The sequence below is a fragment of the Fimbriimonadaceae bacterium genome, assembly GCA_019638795.1.
Taxonomy (GTDB): domain Bacteria; phylum Armatimonadota; class Fimbriimonadia; order Fimbriimonadales; family Fimbriimonadaceae; genus JAHBTB01.
In genome coordinates, this window is the sequence record JAHBTB010000003.1 from 144,077 (window position 1) to 169,635 (window position 25,559).

Below are 25,559 nucleotides of genomic sequence, written 5' to 3' on the forward strand. Positions count from 1 at the left end.
GTCACACCTTGCCGATTTGCATCGCGGCGCGGATCATGCCTTTGACTGAGTTGAACGCGGCGATATTGGCCTCGTACGACCGGTTGGCCGTCATGAGGTTCACCATTTCGGTGACCGGTTCGACGTTCGAGTAGTACACGTAACCTTTGTCGTCGGCAAAGGGGTTGGAGGGGTCGGGCACGGCCCGCAGCGAGCCCATGTCCTTCTGGATGCCGCTGACCCGTACGCCTTGGTCGGACCCCGTGAGCACGACCGATTGGCGCCGGTAGGCGTCTTGGTCGGGGGTCTTCATGCTGTTCGCGTTGGCGATGTTCGCGCTGATCACGTCCATCCGCGTGCGCTCGGCCACCATGCCGGAGCCGCTGTACCGCAATGCTTGGTTGAGTGTCATCACTTACCTTCCCGGATCACGTTCTTGAGACCGCTGAAGAACCGCCCCGTCATTTCGGTGAGCATGTCGTAACGAAGCTCGGTCTCCGAAATCGCGGTGACCTCTTTCTCCAGGTCGACGCTGTTGCCGTCGACGCGGACTTTGGCGCGTTCGGTGGTCACACCGTGCATGCCCAGCTTTTGCTGGATCGACTTGAGCTTGGCCCCGGGTTTGCTGGTCTCACCTTCGAGCACAGTGCTGAAATCGACGTCGCGCCGACGGTAGTTCGGCACGTTGACGTTGGCGAGGTTGTTGTTGAGCACCGACTGACGCATGGACGCCCGAGTCATGGAGTGGCTCAGGTTCCTCACGTTCGGCCCAAACAGGGTTTCCAGTATCTGCACGGTCGTCTCCTTCCGCGCTTCCGTTCGCGGTCAGGCAACCTGGTCCATGGTCGCCTGGTCCGGCGCTAGTCCGGCCCATCTGGATTTTCGGTGTTTTTACTGGGGAACCTTAGGGGTGCTACTTCTTGAGAGGACGGGTCTCCAACGGCCCTTCGTCGGTCTTGACCAAGCCGATCTTGGCAAAGGCGGCCTGTACCCTCGGGTCGGCCATGACCGCCTTGTGGAGCGCGCCGTCCCGGGCGTTCTCAATATTGAGCATCATTTGCCCGATGTCGATGCCGATCACGTCGGGTGACTGCCACTTGCGCGACGGATTGAAGCCGGTGGTGAAGCCGTAAATGCCGTATGTCTGGGGATACCGGCGGACGATCGCCTCGGTGGCGGCCAGGCTTTCCTTCGGTGTGAAAAGCACGCTTGCCGTCGCACACGCGGGAGCCAGCGTGCCGTTGTCCGTCACCCACACCGGAGCGCCGTTGGCGTTGTAGCCGTCGGGGTTGTCGCAGGCGGAGAGGCCCCAGATTTGGTCCGAATAGCCCGCAAACTTACCGGGGTTGGCCTTGCAGTAAGCGATCTGGGCAAGGGTGGCCTCCCGACTGTCGACCCAGTAGTCATAACCCAGTCGGTCGCGGCGGCCCGACAAGTCGTAGAACCCCTGCGACATTTGGTGCAGGAACAGCGGTCCGCCCGCGAACAAACGGTGACCTGCATACTCGACCACGGGCCGCTTCCAAGTCTCCCAACTCTTCACCGGCATTTCGGGCCACAACGAGTAAGCGATCAGTTCCAAGTGGATCAACTCGTTAAAACTGTCCCACCTCGCCTCGATGAAGCCGTTTTCCGGCCTCCATCCCATCGAGAAGTGGACGGAGTCTGGCTTCGCCCCACCGTCGGTCAGCATCCATTTCCAGTCGATCCGGTCGGTGATCCGCTTCAAGAGCGCGTCGAACTCCTTGTCTTTGAAGTAGGTCTGCGCCACCAACGCCCCGTTCAGGAACAGCGACGTGTCGATCGAACTGACTTCGCTGTTCCATACCCTCTTACCGGTCTGCCAGTCGATGAAGTGATAGAACCAGCCGTGGTCGTGCTGAGACTTGGCGTACACCTGGCGCAAGGTCTCTCGCACCCGTTCGAGGGCCTCGCCTTTGCGGAGCCAACCTCGGTGCACCCCCACCGCACAGGCCGCCAAAGCGTATCCGGTCGAGGCGATGCTGCTGACCTCCCCGTTACTCGTCGGCGAGTCGTCAAAGTTGGGTGCGCGGTCCAGGGAAAAGTGGGTCCGGGGATTAGGCGTCTCCCAAAAGAACTTGACCGCCCGGCGCGACAAGTCGTCGAGCAGGGCCTGGCCTCTGAGGGGAGTCTGCGCGGAAAGGGTTGCGACGGCGGCGACGAGGGCAAGGCTCATGGACGGGTGAGGTGTGATGGCGTGGGGCGGACGGCTTGCGTCGATGCCCGGACGTCGAGTTCCAACGGGAAGACGATTTGCCGGCCTTCTGCCGGAGCATCGCCACGAAGGATGCGGGCGAGCAACTTTGTCGCTGCGCGGGCCATTTCGGCCACTGGTTGGTTGACACTGGTGAGGGGCGGCGAGACCCGGTCGCAGGCGGCCGAACTGTCGAAGCCGACGACGCTGACGTCACCGGGCACGTCGAGCCCAAGTCCGCCGAGAAGACGCAGGCACTCGAACGCGACGTCGTCCGACCAGACGAACAAGCCAGTCGGGCGGTCGGGGAGCCTCATCAATTCGACAAAGGGCCGGGGGTCGTCGTCGGCCGACGCAAACGGCCGCACGAGGCCGGGATCGTAGGCGATCCCGTGCCTTTCAAGGGCGGCGCGGTACCCCGCCCCACGCTCTACCGAGTCCACGCTCTTGACCGACCCGTGCAGAAACCCGATCCGCCGGTGTCCGAGGCTGATGAGGTGTTCCGTCGCGAGCATGCCGCCGGAATGGTTGTCGCAGTCCACGAAGGGCACGCCCTCTTGTGTCGTCCTCGTGAAGAACAGCACGGTCGGAAACCGTCGTCCCAGCACCGCGTTCAACGTCGGGTCGTCGGCGTCGCGGAGCATCAGCACCCCGTCGACGCGCCCGTCGGTGAGGGCCCCCGCCTCCGCGGTCGGGTCGCTGGCCGGCTTGGTGTGCAAGAGGACGTCCAGGCCTTCCTCCACGCATGCCTCGCAGACACCGCGCATGACCTCGTTGATGAACGAGCTGGAAGCGCTGAAGTAGTCCGCATACTGGAACACGACGGCCACCGTGTCCGTACGCTGGCGGCTAAGGGCCCGGGCAAGCCCGTTGGGACGGTAGTCCAGTTCCCGGGCGGCGGCGAAGACACGCTCGGCTGTCTCCGCGCTGATCCGTGCTTGGTCGGCGCGCCCGTTGAGCACATAGCTCACCGTCACTTTGCCCACGCCCGCCAAACGGGCGACATCGTCGATCGTGGTCCTTCTCGTCATTGCTGAACGCCTTCAGCAATTGCATTTTACGCCACTTTTGGCCGTTTCCGCTCAATGTGCGGGGCGACCGCTGGTGAATCTCACCAACGGCCGCGCAGCAGGGGCATGAACACACCGCCGACCACCGACCGGGCTTGGAAGCCCACCATCCGGCCCGTCTTGGTGTCGAACCAGTCGGTCATCGGCACCCGGCTTGGTGTCTCACGCAAGAACTTGACCATCGGCCGGCAAAGATCCTGCACGTCTTCCTTCTTGCCGGTCAAGGTCGACGTCCACACCACCCAATCGAGTTTGGTGTAGTCCTTCCGGCTGTCCAATGGAAGCCCGTACTTATTGAGTTTCTTCTTATAGAGGGCCATCTCGCTGGACTTGAGGCTGGCGGGAAACAGTCCGAGTCCCAACACGTCGTCCCAGGCGATGTTGTACTTCTGGCTCCAGGTGCCGGGGCGGTCGAAGGTCAGCTTCGTCGCGTCACCGTCCTTTGCCATCTCCATCCACTTCGCCGCGTAGTCTTTCGCCACCTTCGCGTACTTGTCCGCCTCGTCGGCATGGCCCAGGTCACGGGCCAACTGGGCGTAAGCCCCTAGGGCGACGATCGCCTTGGCGGAGAGGTTGATGTTGTGGGCGAGGTGTCCGGCAAAGTCGTCGGTGCAAAGCTGGTTCTCGGGGTCGAGTCCCTTCGCCTCAAGGTACGCGGCCCATTTCTTAAGTTCAGACCAATACTCTTGGGCGAGCGACGGGGACTTCTCTGCCTTGGCCAAGGCGGCACAGAGGAGGATCATGTTCGCACTCTCCTCGACGGGCATTTGGTTTTCCTCCGTCTTCTCGCCGCCTCCGTACACCTGGCCGGTCGCCAAGGGATACGTGCCGATGTCGTGAGGCGCGAACGGGAACTTCCACCGGTCGGTGGATGCGTATTCCAGCACGGGCAGGAGCATGGCCCGGCACAGTTCCGGCTGGAACGCCAGGAGTTGGGGGGCCATCGGATAGATGACGTCCACCGTGGCGATACAACCGTTGCTGAAGTTCTCCTTCGGGAAGAGCATCGGACGGCCCTGCTTGTCGAGCGTGACCTTGCTCGCCGCCAGGCACTGTCGGTAGGCGAGGACACCGAGTGTCTTCAACTCTTCTCCGCCTTTGGCGACGCACTCCTCCGCCAGTTTGGCGTCAAACGCTTGTGCTTCCTTGGCCAGCTTGCTCTCTTCGACCATCGCTTTGCGGAGGATGCTGTTGACGTCCTCGCTATGCCGCCAAACCGCCTGTTGGTGGTCGCCGAGGAAGTTGATCGACTCGATGTCGTCGTATGCCAGGTAGGCGGTCCAACTCTTGGAGGTCTGACCGACCGTCCCCAGGTCGGCGACCAGCGACACCGACGGCCAACCGTCCTGCACTTCACGCGGGAACTCGCTGGCCGCCATCGGCGTGGGGGTCTGTCCCCGGTCAAACTCGGCCCGGGCCAGGTCACCCGAGACAACCGCCGAGTTCACGCGGGGCGACTTCTTTGCGGCCAGATAGAGGTAGCCCCAGTCGATGCGCAGGTCGTCACCCTTGCGGCCAAGGACCTTCTGGTCCTTAGTGCCGACCCGGGACGCGACCATCCCGTCAACGGCGTAGCGCTCGCCGACCACCTGCTGGTTAGGCCGGTCCACCGCCAACTCGGCGGTGGCGTCCAAGTAAATCTTCACCGGCCGCTTGGTGCCGTCGGTGGTCCGCACGGCGTACCGGAGATAGGTGACCGGCCGGGTCAGGCGGGCGAGGTCGCCGGGGTGGACGGGCGACAAAAACTCCAGCTTGACCTCGATCCCCGAGCCCCGGAACAGGTAGCGGGTCGCCGTCGCCGTCACTTCGCGGTCAACCTGCTTGAGCGTCGGCAACGCCGAGGGTGCCGCCCCCATCAAGCGGTAGGTCCGCCCGTCGACCCGGACCATGCTCTGCAGGGCATGGACGGCGCCGGTCCAGTGGCGCGGCCAGTCGGCGTAGAGCTCGTCTGTCTCGCTCCAGATGCTGAAATAGGGGTCGTGGGCGACGAGGGGGACGGCGGGAAGCCGGCCGCTGATTGACGGGGAGTCCACTCCGACGGCGACGGCAAATGCCGCGAGACCAAGCATAGGCCCCATTTTACGCGGCATCTCACGATCGGGGCTTGCCCGAGGCACCGGGTCGTCTTGCCTGGTTCCCGAGCATCTGGTCTCAAGTTTCTGTCCCCCACTGAACGGCGGGCCGCCTTGACCGTCACCAGGGACAAGCCCGGATCAAACGGGCTGGGTAACCAGACAGGAGACCAACAGAATGAAGACACTCACTTTGACCGCTGCGTGCTTGATCCTCGCCGTGACGTCGGCCAACGTCGCCCTGGCCCAACGGGCCCCGGGCCATGCCAACCCCAAGGCCGACCACCACCGGGTGGACCCCAGTGACGCCCTGATGCGCCAGGCCGCCAAGGAAATCCAGAAAGCCCACGGGATCCTCCAACACGCCCTGCCGATTTACAGCGGGCACCGCGTGAACGCGATGGTGGACTGCGTCGAGGCGGACAAACAGATCGCCCTCGGCTTGCGCTACGACCGACGCCACAACGAAGGCCAAGCTCCGGCCAACACCCCGGACAACGCCTCGCCAAGCCGCTACACGAAGGAGCAAGTGGCCAAGAGCAACAACATGCTCAAGAAGGCCGCCGAGGTCCTGGCCCATGCCAAGGAGAAGCTCTCGAAGGGCAACAACGAGTACGGCGGGCACCGGGTCGAGGCGATCAAGCAGGTCGACCAGGCATTGGCCCAGATCCGCCAGGCCCTTGCCTCCCTGGACCACCGCCCCTAAGCCGGGGCCGCACCGGGACGGGTCCCGGGCTTGGTGACCGGCACCGCCGCCAGCCAGTCCGGGACATCGTCCGGAGCATACGACTCGGCCTCGACCCTATACGCCGCATAGGTCGGCGCCCCGAACCCTGGGTCGGCCGTCGAACGGTCGATCAGGACACCGACCCCGACGCACACGCCACCCGCAGACCGCACCACTTCGATCGTCTCACGGACAGAGAGACCCGTCGTCAGGACGTCGTCGACGACAAGTGTCTTGGCACCCGGGGCCACCGTCGCGCCCCGACGGACCACCTTTCTGCCCTCCACACTCTCGACGTACAGGGCCGGGACACCCAGTTGACGGGCGACCTCAAAGGCGATGATGATCCCCCCCGTGGTCGGGCCGGCGACCAGCTCGATCCCGGCCGTGCGGAAGTGGTCGGCGACCGCCGTGCAGAGGGCCGAGAGCACGTCTGGACGCTCCAACACTCGGAACTTCTCAAAGTAGACGTCGCTATGCCGGCCGCTCGTCAGCAGGAAATGCCCGTGGAGGACGGCCCCACTCGATTCCAGCAGGGCACCGAGGTCAACCGACGGTGGAGTAGGGGGCAATGTCTCGGACAATGTTGTTCTCTTCGTCCAACAGGACGACCTGAGGGGTCACCGGCTCGTCACTCAGGCAGAAGGACGCGACGACGATCCGGTCGCCGGGCTGGAAGAAGTGGGCTGCCCCGCCGTTAAGCCCGACACAACCCTTGGGGCCGGAAAAGACATAGGTTTCGATCCGCGACTTGTGGTCGACGGCCCAGACGTGGACCGCCTCGCCCTCCATCAGGCCGACGGCCTTCATGAGTTCGCCGTCGATCTGGATGCTGCCGACGTACTCGGGGTCAGCGTACGTGACCCGCGCGTGGTGCAGTTTCGACTTCAGGAGTTGGTTCAGACGCATCGACTTCGGCTTCGGGCTCTTGGTCGTCGTCGGTGGGGCGCTTGCGGTCGGACCGACGTCCCCAAGCGGCGACCAGCCCGCCGAGGGTCATGATACCGACCCCACCCCAAACCGCCCGGACCAACGGTTTATAGAAGACTTCGACCGGATACGCCGGGCTCCGGAACATGATCTGCACCATGGCGGACTTGTCTTTGGCGTCCATGCCCACCAGCCGAAGGGCGTACCGCTCACTGATCGGGACGTCGACGTAGCTGAAACCACCCTCTCCCTTCAGCATCAGGCTGGGCGACCCCTTCGACTCGCCTTCGGGCGTCAGGATGTTGAAGTCGGCGTAAAAGGTAGAGCCTGCCTGCCCGACCGGGCCCTCGTGGCGCATACCCGTGTACCGGAAGCCTAGGTCGTGGAACGTGCCGACCTGCCCTTTCTGGAGGCGGAGCGGGTCCGACGCTTCAAGGCTGGGTTCGTGGATCGTGAAGTAGAGGTCGTGCAGCCAAAAGCTCTCGACCCACGGCCAAGTCATCGGGGTCGGCTTGTCGTTCATCATCGTCAAGTACATGCCCGGCTTGGCCTGGAACTTCCCTTCCGGGCCGGTGACGTCGATGACGACACGGTTGTGGCGGTCGGCAAAACTCCCCGTCGGGCCGACAAGGCGCATCGTCCGTCCGAAGAAATTGGCGTCCGTCACCCGGTCGACCATGACGACCTCCTTCTTCTCGAAGCCACGCGAGAAAACGAGCCCGAGGAGCGCGGTCGCGAGACCGACATGGGTCAGGTAACCCCCCGCCGACTTCCAGGAACCCCGGAACGACTCGACAAGCCTCCAGACGTTGGCGACGAGGGCGAACAGACAAAGGAACGACAGGAAGACGACCCATGGCGTCGCGGGCACCGAGAAGCCGGGCGTGAACGCGATCGTCCTGGACTCGTCGGCGAGGAAGCCCTGGTCACCTCGCTTGACCCACAAGAGCAGACAACCCGACAGGCCGACCGCGACCGCCAAAGAGTTCGACAGCTTGGCGAAAACGGCCTTGAACCCGGTTCCCCGCCAGGTGAGGAACGGGGCGACCGCGATCATCAGCATGATCGGCACAAAGGGGTAGCTCAGGACCTGGTGGTACAGGTGCTCTTCCACCACCTTGGGCTTTTGCCCGGCCAGGCTCTGGAACAACGGCACGCTCATGCCCACCGCCGCGATCACGCCGAACGTGCACAAGAGCCAGATGCCGACTTGGTAGAAAGTGTCCCTCGTCCAGAAGGCCGGCTTGGTGGCCAGTTCGCCGGCCGCCGCGGCCAGCCCACGGTAGTTCCTCGCGAAGATGACGCCGAACGCCACCGCGGCCAGACTGCCGACGCTGACGAGGATCCACAACGCCGACCTGTCCATCTCGGCGAAGCTGTGGACGCTGGTGTCACCCAGGAACCCGCTTCGGGTCAAAAAGGTGCCGTACACGAAGCTGACGAACGGCAGGGCGCCGCCGATCAGGTTGGTCAGGTGGCCACGGCGCTTCGCCGCCTGCAGGAACGCCCCGTGGACAAAAGCGGCCACCGCGACCCAGGGGACAAAGCTCGTGTTCTCGACCGGGTCCCACATCCAGAACCCGCCCCAGCCGAGGGTCTCGTAAGCCCAAAAACCGCCCATGCAGAGACCCAGCCCCAGCAAGGACAGGCTGACCAGCGCCCACGGACGGACCAGGGGCAACCAACTGTGAGGGTCTCGGCGGACCGTGGCGGCGGTCGCCCAGGCGAAGAGGGCGGCCAGCGAACCAAAGCCCAGAAAGATCGTCGGCGGGTGGATGACCACCCAGTAGTTGAGAAGGGACGGGGCGAGGCCGCGCCCGTCGGGCGGCACCAGCCACTTACCGTCGATCAAGTCGATAGGCTTGAACGGCGACTCGAAAGCGAGAATGCCGACCAGAGCGGCGAGAAACAGCGTGTAGACGATGCTGAACCAGCGCCGGTCCACCCCGGTGCGTGGCCCGACGAGCAGGAAGAACACCGCCGACGTCACCGCCCACAGGAGGAACGACCCCTCCTGACCACTCCAGATCCCCGCGATCTTGTACTGGAGCTCATGGTCACGGGCCGCATGGGCGAACACGTACTGGAACTGGAACTGGTCGGTGACAAAGAGGACGCCGACGCACGCGAAAGCGGCAAAGAGTGCCACCGCCCCGAAGAGTCCTGCCCACCGGGCCGACCTCTCCCGGTCAGGGTGCTGCGACGACGTCCACCAGAGGAAGGCCGCGGCGACGAACGCGACCACCGAGAGCAACACGGCCCCTTGACCCGTCTGCGCCACCGCCGCAGCCCAGGCAGGCGCTTCCTTCAGGTCGGCAAAGTCTTGCATGCGCTACGTTCCAGAGGCCCTGCCCCGCTCCCCCAATTCTACGCCACCCGGTCCGGGGGCCGACCTTGCCAGGGACTACTTGGCCAAGGAACTCTGCTGACCAAGGGATTGGCCCGGGCGGAGGGATTCGAACCCCCGACACCCAGTTCCGAAGACTGGTGCTCTATCCACTGAGCTACGCCCGGCCGCGCGGAGGATACCCGTGGCAGGCAGGCTGAACCAGGTAGAACCGTCCCCGTGACAGCCCTGCGCGAGCGACTGGCCGTCCCTGGGCGGGCCGACCTGCCCTTCGACTTCACCCGCCCCGAATCGGCGACGCCCCTCCCCTTGGTCGTCTACGTCCATGGGGGCGGTTGGATCACGGGCGACCTGACGATGTTCGCCGAGGAGGCGGTGTGGGCGGCTGGCAACGGCCTCGCCGCCGCCTGCGTCAGCTACCGCCTCGCCCCGCTCCACACCTTCCCTGCCGCCGTCGCCGACATCCAGGCGTTTGTCCGCCATGCCCGCACCGACGCCGACCGGCTCGGTGTCGACCGGGGCCGGATCATCGTCGTCGGCAATTCGGCGGGCGGCTACCTGGCGGCCATGGCCGGACTCTGCGCGACCGACTTCGGCACCGGAGGCCCGGCGGAACGGGCCGACGCGGTGGTCAGCCTTTCCGGCATCAGCGACATCCGCGACCCCGAGATGACCGCCGAGCCGATCGCGATGTCGTTTGTCGAGCAGTTCCTCGGCGGCCCTTATGCCGCCCTGCCGGAGTCGTACACCCAGGCCAGCCCGGTGACCCATGTCGGGCCTGGCGCACCGCCATTCCTCGTCGTCCACGGCGACGACGACGAGATCGTCCCGGTCCAGCAGTCCCGTCACCTGGTGGAGAGGCTGCGGGAAGCGGGTGCATCAGTCGACTACCACGAACTGCCCGGCGAGGGTCATGCCTACACCTTGCCGGCGTGGCTCGGAATCCGTGAAATGGTCCTGGAGTTTGTGAGGTCACGATGACCGTCGACCTGCGCAGCGACACGGTGACCCGTCCGACACCGGAGATGATGGCGGCGATCGCCACGGCTCCGGTCGGCGACGACGTCTTGGGCGACGACCCGACCGTGACCCGGCTCGAAGAAGTGGCCGCCCAGATGACCGCCAAGGAGGCCGCAGTCTTCGTCCCCAGCGGCACGATGGGCAACCAGATCGCCCTGGCCAGCTGGACCAAGCCAGGGGACAGCGTCCTCATCGACGACGACGCCCACGTCCTTTACTACGAGTGCGGCGCACCGGCCGTCCTGTCGGGCGTCGTCCTCCGGGGCGTGACTTCGACGGACGGACGGATGAGGGTCGAGGACCTGGAAGCCAAGCGGCTTCGGCCCGACATCCACACGCCGGGGACGACGCTCCTGTGTCTGGAGAACACCCACATGAGGTCGGGTGGCGTGCCCCAGACCGTCGAGACCCACCGGGCTTACCGGGCGTTCGCCGTCGAGCACGGCCTTCGCGTCCACCTCGACGGGGCCCGCGTCTGTAACGCCGCCGTGGCCCTCGGCGTGCCCTTGTCGGCGATCACCGCGCATGTCGACTCGGTCACGGTCTGCCTGAGCAAGGGCTTGGCGTCGCCGGTCGGCACCGTCCTGTGCGGCCCGGCCGACTTTATCGGTCGCGCGCGGCAGTGGCGGAAGCGGTTGGGCGGAGGCATGCGCCAGGCGGGGATCCTCGCCGCCTGCGGCATCGTCTCGCTGACGAAAATGGTGGACCGCCTGGCCGAAGACCATGCCCGGGCGAGGCGGCTCGCGTCTCTTTTGACCAGCCTACCCGGACTCGCGCCGCTCGACCCCCCCACCAACATCCTCATGGTGGACACCGAGGCACCCGCCGCCGGTTGGGGGGAGAAACTCCGCGAAAGCGGTGTCCTCTGCCTTCCGGTCGGCCCGAACCGGCTCAGGCTGGTCTTTCACAACGACGTGGGCGACGAGGCGGTCGACAAGGCCGCCGACGTGTTCCGCCGATTGGCGTCGCCCTAGAGGGCGGCCAGGCCTGCCGCCGCGACCAGGCCCCGCTTTGACCGGTCGTAAGCGATCCGGGCCAGGGCCTTCATGTTGACGACGTCCTCTTTGTTGTAGGCGGTCAAGACGCGCAGGGCCTCTTCGTCACCCCGGTTGTGCATACGCCAAAGGCGGATCGCGTCCCTCCCCGTCAGGCCGTCGGTGTCGTCACTGCGACAGATGCCCATCTGGCGCTCGATCTTTTTGAGCCCGCCCCGGACACCCAGGTTCTTGAACAGGGGGCAGAGGTCCAAGTGGATCTGGTCGTAGGCAAGTTGGGGGAACGCCTTCCGAAGCACGGGGACGTCGAAGCCTGCCCCGAAAAAGGTCACCAGCATGCCGCACTCCGCCATCATCTCCGGGAACCGCTCAAGGTCCCTTCCCTGCACCAGGCAGGTGAAGTCGTACCCGTCGTAGAGGCCGACCATGGTGATGGACGCGCCGCTGTTGCCTCCGTCGGTCTCGATGTCCAGATAGAGGGTGCGGTCCTGGAACTCCTCCCACGCCCGCCAGGCGTTGGTCAGGCCCAGGGCCTCGGAGAAGAACCGGTGGTCACGCTTGGCCAAGGCTTCGGCCGACCATGTGACGACGTCGCGGACCAAGCCCCGGTCGGCGGTGCCGACCCGGTAAGCACCTGGATCGGCCAAGTAGGCGTCCCACGTGGTGCATCCTTGCTGCCACAGAGAAGCCTCCGTCGTCGAGCCGATACCCGGGACATGGCAGAAGGTGCTCCGGAGCACCTCGCCCGCCTATCCTCCGCCCTTCTTTCGCTCGCGCGGGACGGCCGTCTGGTTGCCCTGGAAGTCGGGCTTGGGCAAGTACACGGTCAGGACGCTCGTGGCCGGGAACGCCTGCTTTTCTTCAGCGTTGTCGTACCAGTAGTCCCCCGTCTTGAAGTTGCGGTCGAATTCACCGGCCAGTCGGATCGCGCCGCTGCCGTACCACACCGCGGACATGTTCTTGCCGAACCACTGGAAGCCGCGCCACTCGCCGCTGGCGACGATGCGGCCGGTGCCGGTGAAGAGGGTCCGTCCGTTCTTGTCGTACTCCTTGCGGACCTTGCCGCTGACTTGGAGTTCTTTGCCGTTGTACTTCGTCACGAGGACGGTTCCGGTGAAGGTGACGTCGATCCGGCCCTTGCCGTCGATCACCTTGAAACTGCCGAGGTTGGTCTGGAGGTGCATGACAGCCATCCCGGGCTTGCCGGCAAAGTCGCCCATTTGCTCCGGCGTGGCGGCTTGGGCATGGGCCGACCCTGCCACCGCGACCGCAGCCACCACCAGAGAACTCACCTTGAAAATCTTCATGCTTCAGTCCGTCTCTCGACCCACGATTATAGACCGGTCGGCCATGTCGGCTGCGGTCGGGCGATCACTCTAACCCGTTTGGGGCGCCGAAAGTTCCGGACACGACCCGGAGCACCTCATACCGTGCGACGTCCCAGAGCGGGGTGCCGGGCAAAGGGTCGACGGCCAACCGGAACTGGGGAGGCAGACCGGCCGGGAGCCCGAACCACGACCACGCCCACCGGGCGTCCCGGGCGCCACGCATCGCTTGCCACGTCCCGGCCAGTACACCGTCCACATACACCCGGGCACGCTGCAGCCCATGGAACCGGTCGTACAGTTTGGCCAAGACCAGCGGCTCGCCGGTATGGTCGACGACATGCCACTCGGCCGGTCCCAGGTGCTGGACGTGGGTCTCGGTGAGCGTGTCGCCGTTGTCGCAGCCGCTGGCGAGGACCGACGGCTTCGAAGATGACCGCACCGAGCCATCATGCGCGGCCAGGTCGGCACCGTCCTTCATGTCGACCACCGTCGTCCGAAGCAGGGATTGACCGGTGGGGAACACGCCCGCCCGACGGAACCGTGCGCCGGTCCAGACGGGCACCATCGGCAGGTCAACGGACGGCAGCGGGCGGCCGTCCAGTTCAGCCAGACCCTCCACGTCGACGAGCCAACCCGTCCCCGAGAAGGAGCGCGCCGCACTCGTCAGGGGCCCGACCTTTGGCGTCGGGCCAGGCAACGCCCAGGCCGTCGCCGGGCCTTCGTCAGCGGCGAGCACGAGGGCGTCATCCACTTCGCCGACCCGGAACACCCCGGCCGACCCGCCCCATACGGCGCCAGGGTCCGCGACATCCAGCACGATCCGCCTTCCCGCCGGGTCGGTGTAGAGCCGGTCTCCGGTGCGCCACACCAAAACCTCAAGCAAGTTCCGAGGGTCGAGCATTTTGACCCCGTAATGTTAGCAAGGTGGCGAACCGATTTTTGCTATGGACAATGCCCCTACGACGAGTCACCCCCACGACCTTCTTGGTCATCAAGCGGCGCATGGCGACAGAGAACTTCGTGGTCTGCCCGTTGTGTGGAGCCCTCAACGTCATTGAAAACGAAGAGTGCTTCGTCTGCGCATGGCACGGAGCGTTTGACGACGACCCGTCCCTCGTCGAGAGCCAACTAGACGAGATCGTCCGCCGTTGCCCCGGGCTCGTCCGAACTCAACCGAACGTTGCGCCCGCACGCTTTTTCCATACACTTATCCACAGGCTCCGCGCCCTGTTCCGGAGGCCGCTCAACATCGAGGCCTGAGAAACGGGCCAGACTGGCAGAATGCTGCCCGTCTCGACCATCAGGCCTGCCCGACCTGACGATGTCCCCGTACTTTTGAACCTGATCAAGGGGTTGGCAGAGTACGAAAGGCTCCTTGACCAAGCGGTTGGCACCCCCGAACATTTACGGGGCCATCTCTTTGGCGAACACCCTAAAGCCTTTGCCGCCCTTGTCGAAGAAGACGGCGTTCCCGTCGGCTACGCCCTCTGGTTTTTCAACTTTTCCACATTCAGGTGCCAACCGGGCGTATACCTTGAAGACCTTTTCGTGCTTCCCGGACACCGGGGCCGTGGGCACGGTAAGGCGTTGATCGCTCATGTCGCCCGGTTCGCCGTGGAGAATGGATGCGCACGGTTTGAATGGTCGGTACTGGACTGGAACGAACCGTCCATCGCCTTCTACCGGTCCTTGGGAGCGGAACCGATGGATGAGTGGACGGTTTTCCGCTTGACCGGCGAGAATTTGCACCGTTTGGCCCACAGTGCTGAACTTCAGAGGCCAATATCCTAGGCTAACCGATGCTCCAAGTTGGCGACCCGTTCCCTGACTTTTCCTTGCAAGACCAGGACGGCCAGACCCATACGCTGGCGGGACTGCGAGGCACAAGGTTTGTCGTCTACTTCTATCCCAAGGACGACACGCCCGGTTGCACGACCGAGTCCTGCGAGTTCCGCGACCTGGCGTCGTCCTTCTCGGGGTCGCCGGTCTTTGGTGTCAGCCCCGACGGCGTGAAGAGCCATAAGAAGTTCGCGGACAAATTCTCCTTACCCTTCACCTTGCTTGCCGACACTGACCGGTCGCTTTGCGAAGCCTGCGGCGTCTGGGTCGAGAAGTCCATGTACGGCAAGAAGTACATGGGCGTCGCTCGGACGACATTTGTGGTCGGCCCCGACGGCACCGTGACCCACGTTTGGGAAAAAGTCAAACCCGAGGGGCATGCCGCGCAAGTGGCCGCCGCGTTGGGCTCATGAGCGGCAGGCCGACTCAGGCAAAGGTGACAGCTCCGGCCATCAGGGCGAGGAAGGGGTCGGGGCACAAGATCGTCTGCCTGACCGCCTATGACTTCCCCTCGGCCCGGATCGCCGAGGCCGCCGGAGTGGACGTCGTCTTGGTCGGCGACTCTCTCGGCAACACTGTCCTCGGCTACGACTCGACCATTCCCGTGACAATGGACGAGGTCGCCCACCACCTGCGGGCAGTCCGTCGGGGTCTGGAAAAGCCCTTGCTCGTCGCCGACCTCCCGTTCGGATCATACAACGCGTCGGTCGCTGCCGGCGTCGACGCCGCCGTCCGGTTCATGAAGGACGGCGCCGAGGCGGTCAAGCTGGAAGGCGACTACCCCGAGGTCATTGCGGCCATGGTGAAGGCGGGCGTCCCGGTCATGGGCCACGTGGGGTTCACCCCTCAGTCGGTCCACCGTTTCGGCGGCCACCGTGTCCAGGGCAAGGGTGACGAGGCCGAGGCGGTCGTCGCCACGGCGCGACGGATCCAGGACGCTGGGGCCTTTTCCATCGTCGTCGAGCTCGTGCCGGCGGCCTTGGCCCGCGAACTGACCACTGAATTGTCCATCCCCACGGTCGGGATCGGCGCCGGCCCCGACTGCGACGGAGAGATCCAAGTGTTCCACGACGTGATGGGCCTGTCCGAAAGGGTGTATCGTCACGCAAAGGCATACACCAAGGGGTTGTCTGCGTTCAGCCGGGCGGCCAAGGCTTATGCTCAAGAGGTCCGTGACGGCACTTTCCCAGGCCCAGAAAACAGCGTGTGAAAGTAGTCCATACCATATCCGAGCTTCGCCGCGAACTTGCGGGCCAATCAGACATCGGTTTTGTCCCGACGATGGGGGCCCTTCACGCTGGCCACGCTTCCCTTCTGAAGCGGGCCCAGGCGGAACGCCAGTGCGTAGTCTTGTCCATCTTTGTCAATCCCACCCAGTTTGGGCCGAGTGAAGACCTCAGCAAATACCCGAGGCCGTTGGACGCTGACCTCGCAGTGGCGAAAGCGGACGGCGTCGATGTGGTCTTTCTCCCGTCCGTGGAAGAAATGTACAAACGTCAAGACGTCGTGGTCCATGTCGAGGGGCCTAGCCAGCAGTGGGAAGGGGCGTTTCGCCCCGGACACTTTGACGGTGTCGCCACGGTCGTCGCGAAACTCTTCCTGGCGGTAGGACCGTGTCGGGCGTACTTTGGCCTGAAGGACTTGCAGCAGTGCGCGGTTGTCCGCGCCTTAGTCGAAGGGCTGGGGATTCCCGTGGAACTGGTGTTTTGTGAAACAGTCCGCGAGACGAACGGACTGGCCATGTCCAGCCGCAACGCATACCTTTCATTAGAAGACCGGGATGGCGCGGCTCAGATTTATCAGTTTCTGTCGCAACTATCATCACGCATCAAGATTGGCTACGATATCTCACAGATAGACATATGTCTATCGCAAACAAAACAGCAACTGCAGGACGCGGGGTTTCAGGTTGACTATCTTGCATTGGTCGACCCCAGTTCGATGGCGTCCAGCACGGTAGCCTCGGACTCAGACCGCATCATTGTGGCCGTCAGGTGGAAGGGCGTCCGCCTCATTGACAACGTCCCAATCACATAGGCCCGACGAGACCTTGCGAAAATAAACTCACTAGTGCCAACATAGCCTCATTGGCCGCTGGAGAGCCGGTCTTTGACACACTCTGAAGCGGAAACAACAATATGGCTAAATCACTGGAAAAAACTAAGGCTGGGCTTAAGCTCCGCACCTCGCCCAAGGGTTCGCTAGTCCTTAACTTGGGGCGAGGCAAGAAGTACACCCTTCCCTTCGAAGCCCGCCTCCTCCAATCCGAAGGCTACGTCTTCATCCATATTCCGCCCAGCGCGGAGATTTTCTCGGTCGCCAACAAGGAGTTCCGGTTGGTGACGGACGACGCCGAGGCCGAGAAGGCGGCGGGTAGTTTCCGCCGCAGTCGAAAGGGTTCGGCCCGGTCGGCCAAGTCCACCGAACTCCCCGCCGATCTCAAGGCCGCCCTCAGCAAGATCCCGGCAGGCCACAAGATCGCCTACACCCCAAGCGGCGACCCGAAGCTTGTCAAGACCCGCCGCCGCCGCAAGGCCTGAGGCACCGGCAAACAGCCAAGGAGTCCGGGCCACATCGGCCCGGACTCCTTCTCATTGCGACAAGTACACTGTCGCCACGCCGAGTTAGCTCAGTGGTAGAGCAACCGCCTTGTAAGCGGTAGGTCATCGGTTCGAATCCGTTACTCGGCTCCAGCATTCCCGGTCAGGGGCTCTTTCACCGCCCCGCGCGCGGCATACGCCGCGACCGACACCGCCGCCATCGCCACGGCGCACCACCGCGTCGCCACCGGCAACGACGTGAGCTTGGCGAGCCATCCAAAAAGCCAAGTGCCGATCGGGGCGAGTCCGGCCAAAGCCCAAAAGTGCATCGAGAGGACGCGCCCCCGCAAGTTCGGTGGTGAAAGGAGTTGAAACAGGGTGTTGGTCGTGTTGAACTGCATGATCGCCGCCGCCCCCGTCACCGCCAAGGCGGCAAACGTCAGGGGGACGCTGGTGCTGAACGACAAGACAGCCAGGCCGACGCTGAAACAGGCCAAGGACGCGCGAAGGACCAGCGCCTTGTGCGGCAGGTGGGCGATCGACTGGAGCAAGAGCAGACCGACCAGCGCGCCGACGCCGACCGCGCTGTATGCGGCACCGAGGAGCCGCTGGTCACCGTGCAGGATGTCCGTCACCAGCGCGGGCATCTGAACCATGTAGGGCATACCGACGAGCGATGTCGCCGACTCCATGAAGAAGATGGCTCGCAAGGACGGTTCACGAAACGTGTAGAGGACACCCTCCAGGATCAGGTCCTTGACCGGTTGCCCAAAGCCCTCCCCCTTCCGGGGGACGGGCTTCACCGCAAACGCGGCCCAGACCAGCGCGACGAACGAGGCCGCGTTCGCGTAGAAGCAGGCGGCAGTACCCAAGGCCCCGGCCAGGACGCCGCCGACCGCCGGCCCGACGACCCGGGCGAAGTTGAACGTCATGGACTGGAGCGGGATCGCCTTGGGCAAGTCCTCGTCGCCGACCGCGTCGCGGAACATGCCTTGGCGGGCGGGCATCTCGGTCGTCTGCGCGATCCCGGCGACCAAAGAGACCAACGCGACCGCCACGAAACTGAGGGTGTTGTTGGAGGCGGTCACCGCCAAGTACAGGGCCCCGACGCCCATGACGAGGTTTGATGCCGCGAGGACGTAACGCTGGTCAAAGAGGTCGACGACAATACCGATAAACGGAAAGAGAAACGTGCCCGGGATCAGGCTACAAAAGGTGACAAAGGCCAACTTTTCGTTGTCGTGGGTCAATCGCCACACAAAATCGCCTTGCACGACCGTCTGAATCTGTGAACCCGTGAAGGAGATGAACGCCGCCACCCACAAGACACGGAAGTCTCGGTGCCGCAAGACGGAAAACCCGGGCAAGACCCGGTCCGCGACCGAAGCCGACCATCCCCGGGCCATGACCCAGTCTAGTCGGACGCACGGGATGCTGTCGAGGACCCCGGTATACTTTCCGAAGCATTTGGTGAACCTGTGACATCGCCACGTCTTCGCGTCCTTCAAGTGGTGTCAAGTTCGGCCACTTCTGGCGCGGAGCGTCAGACGATTGTCGTCAGCAAGAGACTGGCCCGCGACGGCCACCACGTCGAGGTGGTCTGTCCGCAAATCGACTGGATGCTCCGGGAACTGGAAGAAGCCGGCATCACCTGCCATCCCGTCGACATGCGGGTCAAGTGGGGTGCCTCGGCGATCGCCCATATCGCCAAAGTGGTCGGTCGGAAGAAGTTCGACGTCATCCACGCCCACCTCAGCCGGGCGACATACCTGGGGCTCGTCGTCGGCACGCTGAAAGGCGTCCCCCTCGTCTCGACCGTCCACGTGGAGACCCGAGAGCCGGTCTACAAGTTTTGCGCCCACCGCCACAACCGTTTGGTCGCCGTCAGCAACTTCATCCGTGGCGTCCTGCGCGGACAGGGCGTCCAAGACAGGTACATCGACGTCGTCTATAACGGGACCGATTTCAGCGACGTCCCGTTCGTCTCGGGAGACCCTGTGCACGAGGAGTTTGGTCTGCCGCCCGAACGGCAGTTGGTCGGCCTCGTCGGCCGGGTCGCCGAAGAGAAGGGGCACGGGATCGCGGTCGCCGCGATGCCCCGGGTGCTCGACCGCCACCCTGAGGCCCACCTCCTCTTCGTCGGGCGCCAGGTCGGCGACTACCCCAAGATTGTCCAGGACGAGGTCGCCCGGCTTGGGATTGAGAGCCGAGTCACCTTCACGGGAAACCGTGAGGACGTCCCCCGACTGTTTGACGCGATGCACTTTTCCATCCTGCCCAGCGTCATGGAGTCATTCGGACTGGCCGTCATCGAATGCATGGCCCGGGGGCGCCCGGTGGTCGCCAGCAACGTCGGTGCCTTGGGCGAGCTCATCATCCCCCACGAGACCGGCCTCCTCGTCGACAACACCCCAGAGAGCCTCTACAAGGGAATGGATTTCATGCTCACCCACGACGACGAGCGCCGTCGGATGGGGGCGAACGCCGAACAACTGATCCGCGAAAAGTTCACGCTCGACCAAATGGTCGAGCGTCTGGAAGCGGTCTATTGCAAGGCGGCCGGCCTTTAGTCTTCGAAACCGTCGAAGTCGGCCGGCGCCGACGCCTTCAGCTCGCGCAACTGCCTGCGGGCGACCTCAAGCGATGCCTCGACCTTCGCACGGGCCTCGTCGGGCACCATGGCGACAATGTCTTCCATGGGGAACTCATGGCCGCGCTTCGCGGACGTGCTCCTCAACTTCACCGTAGGCTGGACATACCGGACAACCACGACAGGCTCGGGAGCCGGCGCAGAATAGGCGACCAGCATGTTAGAAACGGGCAGGGCGGCCAAGGCACCGTTCAGGTTCGGCAGAAGCGAAGGGGGCTTGGCGGCCAGAGGACTGCTTGCCGCCACGGTCTGAGGGGCGGGCGCGACCGTCGTCGGCGTGTCCATACTGCCACCTCCCAGGTGGCTGGACAGCGACGCCAGCATCATTGCCAGAAAGTTCAGGATCGCCCTCATGACACTGAGTACAACGTCGGGACGCCCTGATAGTTTCGTAGTGTTCCGTGTCTAGGGCCAAATTCCACCGTTCAGCAGACGACGGCCACGATGTCGCTGAACTCGGTGGGGACAAAGAGCCGGACATAAGTCGAGATCGCGAACCGGTCGGTCATTCCGGCGACGTAGTCCAGCGCCCCCTGGACCCCTTCGAAACCCGCGGGGAGTGCCCCGGGCCGAAGGTAGTGCAGTAGCAGGTCCCTCACCATTCTCTGGGCCTTAGCGATTTGGTCGGCCGGGTGCGGCTTCAGGAGATAGACGTTCTCGTAGAGCCATTCCTTGAGGGAGTTCATCTGCCCGGCCATGTCGTCGCTGAGCCGCACGGCCGGTTGGTCGAGTGAGTTGTCAATGAGGTCGAAGACCATCGACGAGACCCGTTTGCCGTGCGACGTGCCCAAGCGCAAGAACTCGGCGGGCACCGACGACACCAGACCGCTCCGGAGAGCGTCGTCAAGGTCATGGTTAAGGTAGGCGATCCGGTCGCAGATCCGGACGACCGCCGCCTCCAGAGTCGATGTCGGCTCGCCGTCGCTCGGCTCCAAGTCCTTCCGTCCCTTGCTGTGCCCGCCGATCCCCGCCCGCGTCTCATAGGTCAGGTTGAGGTCGGCCAAGACGTCCACCACCCGCAAGGAATGTACGTCGTGCCGGAATCCTGGATGCCCGGGGACGGCCTCCCTGATCGTCTCGTCCAGGGCGTGCTCGCCGGCGTGGCCAAACGGGGGGTGCCCGACGTCGTGGGCGAGGGCGACCGCCTCGATCAAGTCCTCGTTGAGGCGGAGCGCCCGCCCCACTGTCCGCGAAATCTGGGCCACCTCCAACGAGTGGGTGAGCCGGGTGCGGTAGTGGTCGCCACGGGGCTCGATGAACACTTGGGTCTTGTGTTTGAGCCGTCGGAAGGGCTTGGAGTGGAGCACGCGGTCCCGGTCGCGCTGAAAGGCGGTGCGGACCGGGTCCGGCTCCTCCTCCCGCGGTCGACCGGCGCTGTCACCGGCACAGGTGGCGAAAGGCGAAAGGTATTCGCGCTCGCGCGCCTCCACCATTTGCCGAATACTTCCCGCCACGACGCTTCAAGAGACGCTGGCGGGCCGGCATTTGACGCTCGGCGACAGGCGAAACAGGCCCGGGCATCCGGGAAGGTCTGGTCGCGACCCCGCCCGACCGACCATAATCGTCAGGCAGACACGGGGAGCGGTGTCCGAGTGGTCGAAGGAGCACGATTGGAAATCGTGTATACGGCAACGTATCGTGGGTTCGAATCCCACCCGCTCCGCCAGAAAACGTGATGTCTTTCAATCCCGACGGTGAAGACGTTGCCCGGCGCGACGAGGTCGTCGCCGCCCTCCTTGCGGCCGTCCGAAACCTGGAGACGGTGAAGCTCCCTGCGTTCGATCCAGAACTCTCCGTACCCGAAGAACACGCCGCCCTTCTCGCCGTGGGGTCGGAACCCAATCCCTTTGGCGGGCACGCCGGCGAGTTCCGCTACCAGTTGGAAGGCGAAGACGACTTGCTCCACCTCATCGTCAGCCGGATCGACGGCGGTGAAGTCCCCGTCGAAGACGCCCAGGCCGTCGCCGCGTTCGTCTGGCCAGACGTCCCCCGCGGCCTCGTCTGGGCGAAGCCGGGCACCCGTTCGCACCACTTCTACATCGGCCATGACGTCCTGCTTGAGGCCCGGGGCTAGACGTGGGGACACTGGTCGCGGCCGCTGACATCGGGAGTAACACCGCCCACCTGCTGGTCGCCGACGTCACCCCGACCGGGCTACGACGCATTGTCAACGAGTCGGAGTGGCTTTCGCTCGGCGAGGTCGTCAAACGCGAGGGGCATATCCCGAAGAAGGACGCCGACCGCCTGATTGCGACCCTCAGGGCGTTCAAGGAGACGGCGAACAACTACCGGGTCAAGGTGTTCTACGTCTTCGCGACCGAGGCGATGCGCCGGGCGGCCAACCATGACAGTCTGCTTGCCGCGATCAAAACCAAGCTCGGCATCGAAGTCGATGTCGTGTCGCCGTCCCGTGAGGCCGAACTGAGCCTAAGGGGGGCGTCGGTGGACAGCCCGGTCGACGGCCACGTCGTCCTCGTCGAGACCGGAGGGGGCAGCGTCCAGGTCGCCGACTGCCGGGACGGAAAGATCGTCGCTGAGAAGAGTCTGCCCATCGGCACCGGCACGCTGATCGCGGCGAGCCAGATCGGTCAACCGGCCGACCCTGCCCATATCGGGCGGGTCAAGGAATTGGTCGCCGACGCCCTCCGCGAGGTCACCGACTTTGCCCGTCCGGACCGGATCGTCGCCTGCGGCGGGGTGGCCCGAGGTGTGTGGCGCGCCCTCCATCCCGACGGTCACCCAGAGTTGGACGCCGAGGAGATCCGCTACCTCGCCTGGGACACGGCACGCCTGGCCACCGCCACGATCTCGGCCCGGTACAGCGTGAAACTGAAGCGGGCCCAGACTCTGCTGCCGGGGTCACTGGTCTACCTGGGGGTGTTGGACACGTTCGGCCAGACCAAGATGTACGTGAGCGAGTACGGCGTGCGCGAAGGTGCGGTGCTCGAACTTGCCGACGACCAGGAAGGACGATGGCGGAAACGATAGGCACCGAAGACCTGCGGATCTCGCCCGCCCGGTTCATCAACCGGGAAGCCAGTTGGCTTGAGTTCAACGCGCGGGTCCTTGCCGAAGGCGAGAACCAGGCCAACCCATTGCTCGAGCGGGCCAAGTTCCTTTCCATCTTCGAATCCAACCTGGACGAGTTCTACATGGTGCGGGTCAGTGGCCTGATCGAGCAGGAGGCCACCGGCATCCTCGAGCGCACGCCGGACGGTATGACCGCCACCGAGCAACTCGACCTCGTCTCGGTCCGGGCCAGCGAGCTTCGACGGAGGTGCGGCGTGGCTTGGGAAGAGGGTCTTCGTCCGGCCCTGGACAAAGCCGGCATCAAGATCGTTTCTTTCTCCGACCTGTCGTCGAAGGAACAGGCCGCCTTGGCCTCTTACTTCGCGCGCGACGTCTTCCCCCTTTGCACGCCGCTCATGGTGGAGCCGGCTGTCACCTTCCCCTTTATGAGCAACCGCTCGCTGAACCTCGCGGTGGTGCTCAAGGACGCCGACGGGCTGAAGCTGGCCCGGGTGAAGGTGCCGACCGTCGTCCCGCGCACCGTCCGGGTACCGGGCAAGACAGCGGCCTTCGTCATGCTGGAGGACCTGATGGCCTCCCAGGCGGGCACCCTGTTCCCCGGCGTCGAGGTCGTCGGTTGCCATCCGTTCCGCGTCATCCGTGACGCCGACATCGAAATCCGCCAACTGGAGGCCGCCGACCTGATCACCATGGTCGAGCAGTCCCTGCGGCTACGACGGTTCGGCGACCCCGTCCTCCTCCAGGTCTCGTCGTCACTCAGCGACGATTGGCTTGGCGTGCTGACCACCGGCCTCCACCTCGACCCCGAGGACGTCATGCGCCTGGACGGGGCCCTTGGGCTTGAGTTCCTCTGGGACCTTGCCGCCCTGGACCGGCCCGCCCTCAAGTTTCCGCCCCACACCCCGGCGACCAGCGAGCGTCTGGCGGACGCCCCTCTGCTGTTCGAGGCCGTCCGCAAGGGCGACGTCCTGCTTCACCACCCGTACGACAGCTTCGCCCCGGTCGAGACGTTCGTCCGGTCCGCCGTCGTCGACCGGGACGTGATCGGGGTCAAGCAGACCCTTTACCGGGTCGGACAGGAGTCGCCCATCGTCGAAAGCTTGCTCCAGAGCGCGGAAGAAGGCAAGCAGGTCGCCGTCATGGTCGAGCTCAAGGCCCGCTTTGACGAGAGCAACAACCTGGTGTGGTCAAAGGCCCTGGAGCGGGCCGGCGTCCATGTCAGTTACGGAGTGCCGGAGATCAAGGTCCATTGCAAGCTCTGCATGGTCGTCCGCAAAGACCCCGGGGGCATCCGCACCTACGTCCACATCGGCACGGGCAACTACAACCCGGCCACAGCCCGCGTCTACACCGACCTCGGCCTCTTCACCTGCGACCCGGACATCGCCCAAGACGTCACCGAACTCTTTAACGTCCTCACGGGATACAGCAAGCAGACCGAGTACCGGCGCCTGCTCGTCGCACCGCATAACCTCCGTGAGGGCATCATCGAACGGATCGAGCGGGAAGAAGCCCACGCCAGGCGGACGGGCAAGGGGCGGATCGAGATCAAAGTCAACAGCCTCGTCGACCCCGAAGTCATCGACGCCCTCTATTCTGCCAGCCAAGCCGGAGTGGACGTCAACCTTGTCGTGCGTGGCGTTTGTTGCCTCAGGCCGGGCGTCCCCGGCCTCAGCGAAAGGATCCGCGTCGTCTCTGTCGTGGGCCGGTTCCTCGAACACAGCCGGGTCTACTCCTTTGACAACGACGGCGAGCCCGAGGCCTTGGTCGGTAGCGCAGACATGATGCGCCGCAACCTCGACCGGCGGACCGAGGTGCTCGTCCCCTTGCGCGAGCCCGCCCACATCAAGTACGTCCGCGACATGGTCGTCGACTATGCCCTGCGCGACAACACCAACGCCTGGGAACTAGGCGCCGACGGAAGCTACGTCCGCTTGAGCCCCGAAGGCGGGCAAGAGTTCTCGTCCCAGACCGCGCTTTGCGACATGCCGGCGACCCGGCTCCTCGTCGAGCCACCCCGGAAGCGGGGCAAGTGACTAGACCGTCGCGGCGACGGAGGCGGCGAGCCGGTCTAGGGTCGCCTCGTCGGTCCAGTCGATGCGAACCGGCGTGATGCTCACGTAGCCTTCCGCGACTGCCTTGACGTCGGTACCTTCCTCTTCGGGACGAAGCATCGTGGCCCCACCTTGCCAAAAGTACGACCGCCCCCAAGGGTCGCTCCGCTCCTCGACCCGGTCCTCCCAAATACGCTTGCCCATCCGGGTGAACCGGTGTCCATGGACTTCGGGCAAGGCGACGGCGGGAACATTGACGTTGAGGAACGTCCCTTCGGGCAGCTCCGCGCCGGTGACGAGGCCCCAGTTGGCCTCCAGCCACGCCGCCCCGGTCTCGTAGTGCATGGGGGCGTCTTCCAAAGCCGCGACCATGCTGAGACTGAGCGACCGGATGCCGTTGATCGTCCCCTCCATCGCTCCGGCGACCGTTCCCGAGTAGGTCACGTCGAACCCCAGGTTGGGCCCGTTGTTGAACCCGCTCATGACCAGGTCGCATCCGTCGGGCCAGCACAGGGTCAGGGCGACATTGACGCAGTCCACCGGGACCCCGTTCACCACCATCGCCTCCAACCCGTCGTACTCCACCGTCTTCGCCCGCAGGGGGTCGCGGATCGTCATCGCATGGCCGCAGGCGCTTCGCTCCCGGTCCGGAGCGACCACCTTCACCTCACCGAACTTCCGGGCTACAGCGGCCAGGGCCCGGAGTCCCGGCGCGTCGATACCGTCGTCGTTAGTGAGGAGGATGCGCATACCAGAATGCTAC

General features: G+C 64.6%; 28 protein-coding genes and 3 tRNA genes. 15 read left to right on the forward strand and 16 right to left on the reverse strand.

The window, feature by feature from the left end; translation table 11 throughout:
- Position 1: 1 nt before the first annotated feature.
- From flgC to KF857_05685, 5 genes are all read right to left on the reverse strand, one after another.
- Entirely contained in the window at positions 2 to 391 is a 390-nt protein-coding gene (flgC, locus tag KF857_05665; protein ID MBX3111481.1) for a flagellar basal body rod protein FlgC, read from the reverse strand.
- Complete coding sequence (gene flgB / locus KF857_05670) at positions 391 to 774, reverse strand: flagellar basal body rod protein FlgB (GenBank protein ID MBX3111482.1); 384 nt, start codon at positions 772 to 774, stop codon at positions 391 to 393. Before flgB ends, flgC begins: the two co-directional genes overlap by 1 nt.
- A gap of 118 nt (positions 775 to 892) precedes the next feature.
- The gene (locus KF857_05675) at positions 893 to 2,176 is read right to left on the reverse strand and encodes a hypothetical protein (protein MBX3111483.1); all 1,284 of its coding nucleotides are present in this window, start codon (positions 2,174 to 2,176) and stop codon (positions 893 to 895) included.
- Positions 2,173 to 3,225 (reverse strand): LacI family DNA-binding transcriptional regulator, encoded by a 1,053-nt coding sequence (locus KF857_05680; GenBank protein ID MBX3111484.1) that lies wholly within the window; start codon positions 3,223 to 3,225, stop codon positions 2,173 to 2,175. The genes KF857_05675 and KF857_05680 overlap by 4 nt, the downstream gene beginning before the upstream one ends.
- An 80-nt stretch (positions 3,226 to 3,305) precedes the next feature.
- Positions 3,306 to 5,333 carry a DUF4965 domain-containing protein gene (locus KF857_05685; GenBank protein ID MBX3111485.1) on the reverse strand — a complete coding sequence of 676 codons (2,028 nt, stop codon included), beginning with the start codon at positions 5,331 to 5,333 and terminating at the stop codon, positions 3,306 to 3,308.
- 181 nt (positions 5,334 to 5,514) lie between these two features.
- Here KF857_05685 and KF857_05690 point away from each other — a divergent pair, with 181 nt between their 5' ends.
- Positions 5,515 to 6,042 carry a hypothetical protein gene (locus KF857_05690; GenBank protein MBX3111486.1) on the forward strand — a complete coding sequence of 176 codons (528 nt, stop codon included), beginning with the start codon at positions 5,515 to 5,517 and terminating at the stop codon, positions 6,040 to 6,042.
- Here KF857_05690 and pyrE read toward each other — a convergent pair.
- The 4 genes from pyrE to KF857_05710 all read right to left on the reverse strand — a co-directional run bounded on the left by pyrE (position 6,039) and on the right by KF857_05710 (position 9,507).
- A complete protein-coding gene (gene pyrE, locus KF857_05695) occupies positions 6,039 to 6,635 on the reverse strand; it encodes an orotate phosphoribosyltransferase (protein ID MBX3111487.1) in 597 nt (198 codons plus the stop codon). The genes KF857_05690 and pyrE overlap by 4 nt on opposite strands.
- Positions 6,610 to 6,972: an aspartate 1-decarboxylase gene (locus KF857_05700; protein MBX3111488.1), complete on the reverse strand. Its 363-nt coding sequence runs from the start codon at positions 6,970 to 6,972 to the stop codon at positions 6,610 to 6,612. Before KF857_05700 ends, pyrE begins: the two co-directional genes overlap by 26 nt.
- Complete coding sequence (gene ccsA, locus KF857_05705; GenBank protein MBX3111489.1) at positions 6,914 to 9,322, reverse strand: cytochrome c biogenesis protein CcsA; 2,409 nt, start codon at positions 9,320 to 9,322, stop codon at positions 6,914 to 6,916. The genes KF857_05700 and ccsA overlap by 59 nt, the downstream gene beginning before the upstream one ends.
- A 109-nt stretch (positions 9,323 to 9,431) precedes the next feature.
- Positions 9,432 to 9,507, reverse strand: a tRNA-Arg gene (locus KF857_05710).
- A gap of 52 nt (positions 9,508 to 9,559) precedes the next feature.
- Between KF857_05710 and KF857_05715 the strand changes: the two genes are divergently transcribed.
- On the forward strand, positions 9,560 to 10,321 hold the full coding sequence (locus KF857_05715; GenBank protein MBX3111490.1) for an alpha/beta hydrolase: 762 nt from the start codon (positions 9,560 to 9,562) through the stop codon (positions 10,319 to 10,321).
- Positions 10,318 to 11,334 (forward strand): aminotransferase class I/II-fold pyridoxal phosphate-dependent enzyme, encoded by a 1,017-nt coding sequence (locus KF857_05720; GenBank protein MBX3111491.1) that lies wholly within the window; start codon positions 10,318 to 10,320, stop codon positions 11,332 to 11,334. The genes KF857_05715 and KF857_05720 overlap by 4 nt, the downstream gene beginning before the upstream one ends.
- On the opposite strand, the gene KF857_05725 is transcribed toward KF857_05720, so the two are convergent.
- The 3 genes from KF857_05725 to KF857_05735 all read right to left on the reverse strand — a co-directional run bounded on the left by KF857_05725 (position 11,331) and on the right by KF857_05735 (position 13,584).
- Positions 11,331 to 12,095 carry a ribonuclease H-like domain-containing protein gene (locus tag KF857_05725; GenBank protein ID MBX3111492.1) on the reverse strand — a complete coding sequence of 255 codons (765 nt, stop codon included), beginning with the start codon at positions 12,093 to 12,095 and terminating at the stop codon, positions 11,331 to 11,333. The genes KF857_05720 and KF857_05725 overlap by 4 nt on opposite strands.
- Positions 12,096 to 12,104: 9 nt before the next feature.
- The gene (locus KF857_05730) at positions 12,105 to 12,662 is read right to left on the reverse strand and encodes a hypothetical protein (protein ID MBX3111493.1); all 558 of its coding nucleotides are present in this window, start codon (positions 12,660 to 12,662) and stop codon (positions 12,105 to 12,107) included.
- 64 nt (positions 12,663 to 12,726) lie between these two features.
- Entirely contained in the window at positions 12,727 to 13,584 is an 858-nt protein-coding gene (locus tag KF857_05735) for a hypothetical protein (protein MBX3111494.1), read from the reverse strand.
- 50 nt (positions 13,585 to 13,634) lie between these two features.
- Between KF857_05735 and KF857_05740 the strand changes: the two genes are divergently transcribed.
- The 7 genes from KF857_05740 (at position 13,635) to KF857_05770 (ending at position 17,215) form a co-directional block, all read left to right on the forward strand.
- A complete protein-coding gene (locus KF857_05740) occupies positions 13,635 to 13,943 on the forward strand; it encodes a hypothetical protein (protein MBX3111495.1) in 309 nt (102 codons plus the stop codon).
- A 21-nt stretch (positions 13,944 to 13,964) separates the two neighbouring features.
- Positions 13,965 to 14,474, forward strand: a complete 510-nt coding sequence (locus KF857_05745) for a GNAT family N-acetyltransferase (GenBank protein MBX3111496.1) — start codon at positions 13,965 to 13,967, stop codon at positions 14,472 to 14,474.
- Between the two features lie 8 nt (positions 14,475 to 14,482).
- A complete protein-coding gene (gene bcp, locus KF857_05750; GenBank protein ID MBX3111497.1) occupies positions 14,483 to 14,935 on the forward strand; it encodes a thioredoxin-dependent thiol peroxidase in 453 nt (150 codons plus the stop codon).
- 23 nt (positions 14,936 to 14,958) lie between these two features.
- On the forward strand, positions 14,959 to 15,732 hold the full coding sequence (gene panB / locus KF857_05755; GenBank protein MBX3111498.1) for a 3-methyl-2-oxobutanoate hydroxymethyltransferase: 774 nt from the start codon (positions 14,959 to 14,961) through the stop codon (positions 15,730 to 15,732).
- Positions 15,729 to 16,559, forward strand: coding sequence for a pantoate--beta-alanine ligase (panC, locus tag KF857_05760; protein MBX3111499.1), 831 nt, complete (start codon positions 15,729 to 15,731; stop codon positions 16,557 to 16,559). Before panB ends, panC begins: the two co-directional genes overlap by 4 nt.
- A 101-nt stretch (positions 16,560 to 16,660) precedes the next feature.
- Positions 16,661 to 17,062: a hypothetical protein gene (locus tag KF857_05765; GenBank protein MBX3111500.1), complete on the forward strand. Its 402-nt coding sequence runs from the start codon at positions 16,661 to 16,663 to the stop codon at positions 17,060 to 17,062.
- Positions 17,063 to 17,140: 78 nt separating this feature from the next.
- Positions 17,141 to 17,215 (forward strand) — tRNA-Thr (locus tag KF857_05770).
- On the opposite strand, the gene KF857_05775 is transcribed toward KF857_05770, so the two are convergent.
- Positions 17,203 to 18,468 (reverse strand): MFS transporter, encoded by a 1,266-nt coding sequence (locus tag KF857_05775; protein ID MBX3111501.1) that lies wholly within the window; start codon positions 18,466 to 18,468, stop codon positions 17,203 to 17,205. The two genes, KF857_05770 and KF857_05775, sit on opposite strands and share 13 nt — an antisense overlap.
- Positions 18,469 to 18,573: 105 nt before the next feature.
- Here KF857_05775 and KF857_05780 point away from each other — a divergent pair, with 105 nt between their 5' ends.
- Positions 18,574 to 19,632, forward strand: a complete 1,059-nt coding sequence (locus KF857_05780; protein MBX3111502.1) for a glycosyltransferase family 4 protein — start codon at positions 18,574 to 18,576, stop codon at positions 19,630 to 19,632.
- On the opposite strand, the gene KF857_05785 is transcribed toward KF857_05780, so the two are convergent.
- Together KF857_05785 and KF857_05790 are read right to left on the reverse strand one after the other, a co-directional pair.
- Complete coding sequence (locus tag KF857_05785; protein MBX3111503.1) at positions 19,629 to 20,066, reverse strand: hypothetical protein; 438 nt, start codon at positions 20,064 to 20,066, stop codon at positions 19,629 to 19,631. The genes KF857_05780 and KF857_05785 overlap by 4 nt on opposite strands.
- A gap of 71 nt (positions 20,067 to 20,137) precedes the next feature.
- On the reverse strand, positions 20,138 to 21,145 hold the full coding sequence (locus KF857_05790) for a deoxyguanosinetriphosphate triphosphohydrolase (protein ID MBX3111504.1): 1,008 nt from the start codon (positions 21,143 to 21,145) through the stop codon (positions 20,138 to 20,140).
- 145 nt (positions 21,146 to 21,290) lie between these two features.
- Here KF857_05790 and KF857_05795 point away from each other — a divergent pair.
- The 4 genes from KF857_05795 (at position 21,291) to ppk1 (ending at position 24,778) form a co-directional block, all read left to right on the forward strand.
- Positions 21,291 to 21,378, forward strand: a tRNA-Ser gene (locus KF857_05795).
- Between the two features lie 9 nt (positions 21,379 to 21,387).
- Entirely contained in the window at positions 21,388 to 21,786 is a 399-nt protein-coding gene (locus KF857_05800) for a hypothetical protein (GenBank protein MBX3111505.1), read from the forward strand.
- A 2-nt stretch (positions 21,787 to 21,788) separates the two neighbouring features.
- The gene (locus tag KF857_05805; GenBank protein MBX3111506.1) at positions 21,789 to 22,700 is read left to right on the forward strand and encodes a hypothetical protein; all 912 of its coding nucleotides are present in this window, start codon (positions 21,789 to 21,791) and stop codon (positions 22,698 to 22,700) included.
- Positions 22,685 to 24,778, forward strand: a complete 2,094-nt coding sequence (gene ppk1, locus KF857_05810; protein ID MBX3111507.1) for a polyphosphate kinase 1 — start codon at positions 22,685 to 22,687, stop codon at positions 24,776 to 24,778. Before KF857_05805 ends, ppk1 begins: the two co-directional genes overlap by 16 nt.
- On the opposite strand, the gene surE is transcribed toward ppk1, so the two are convergent.
- Positions 24,779 to 25,546: a 5'/3'-nucleotidase SurE gene (surE, locus tag KF857_05815; protein MBX3111508.1), complete on the reverse strand. Its 768-nt coding sequence runs from the start codon at positions 25,544 to 25,546 to the stop codon at positions 24,779 to 24,781.
- Positions 25,547 to 25,559 lie beyond the last annotated feature (13 nt).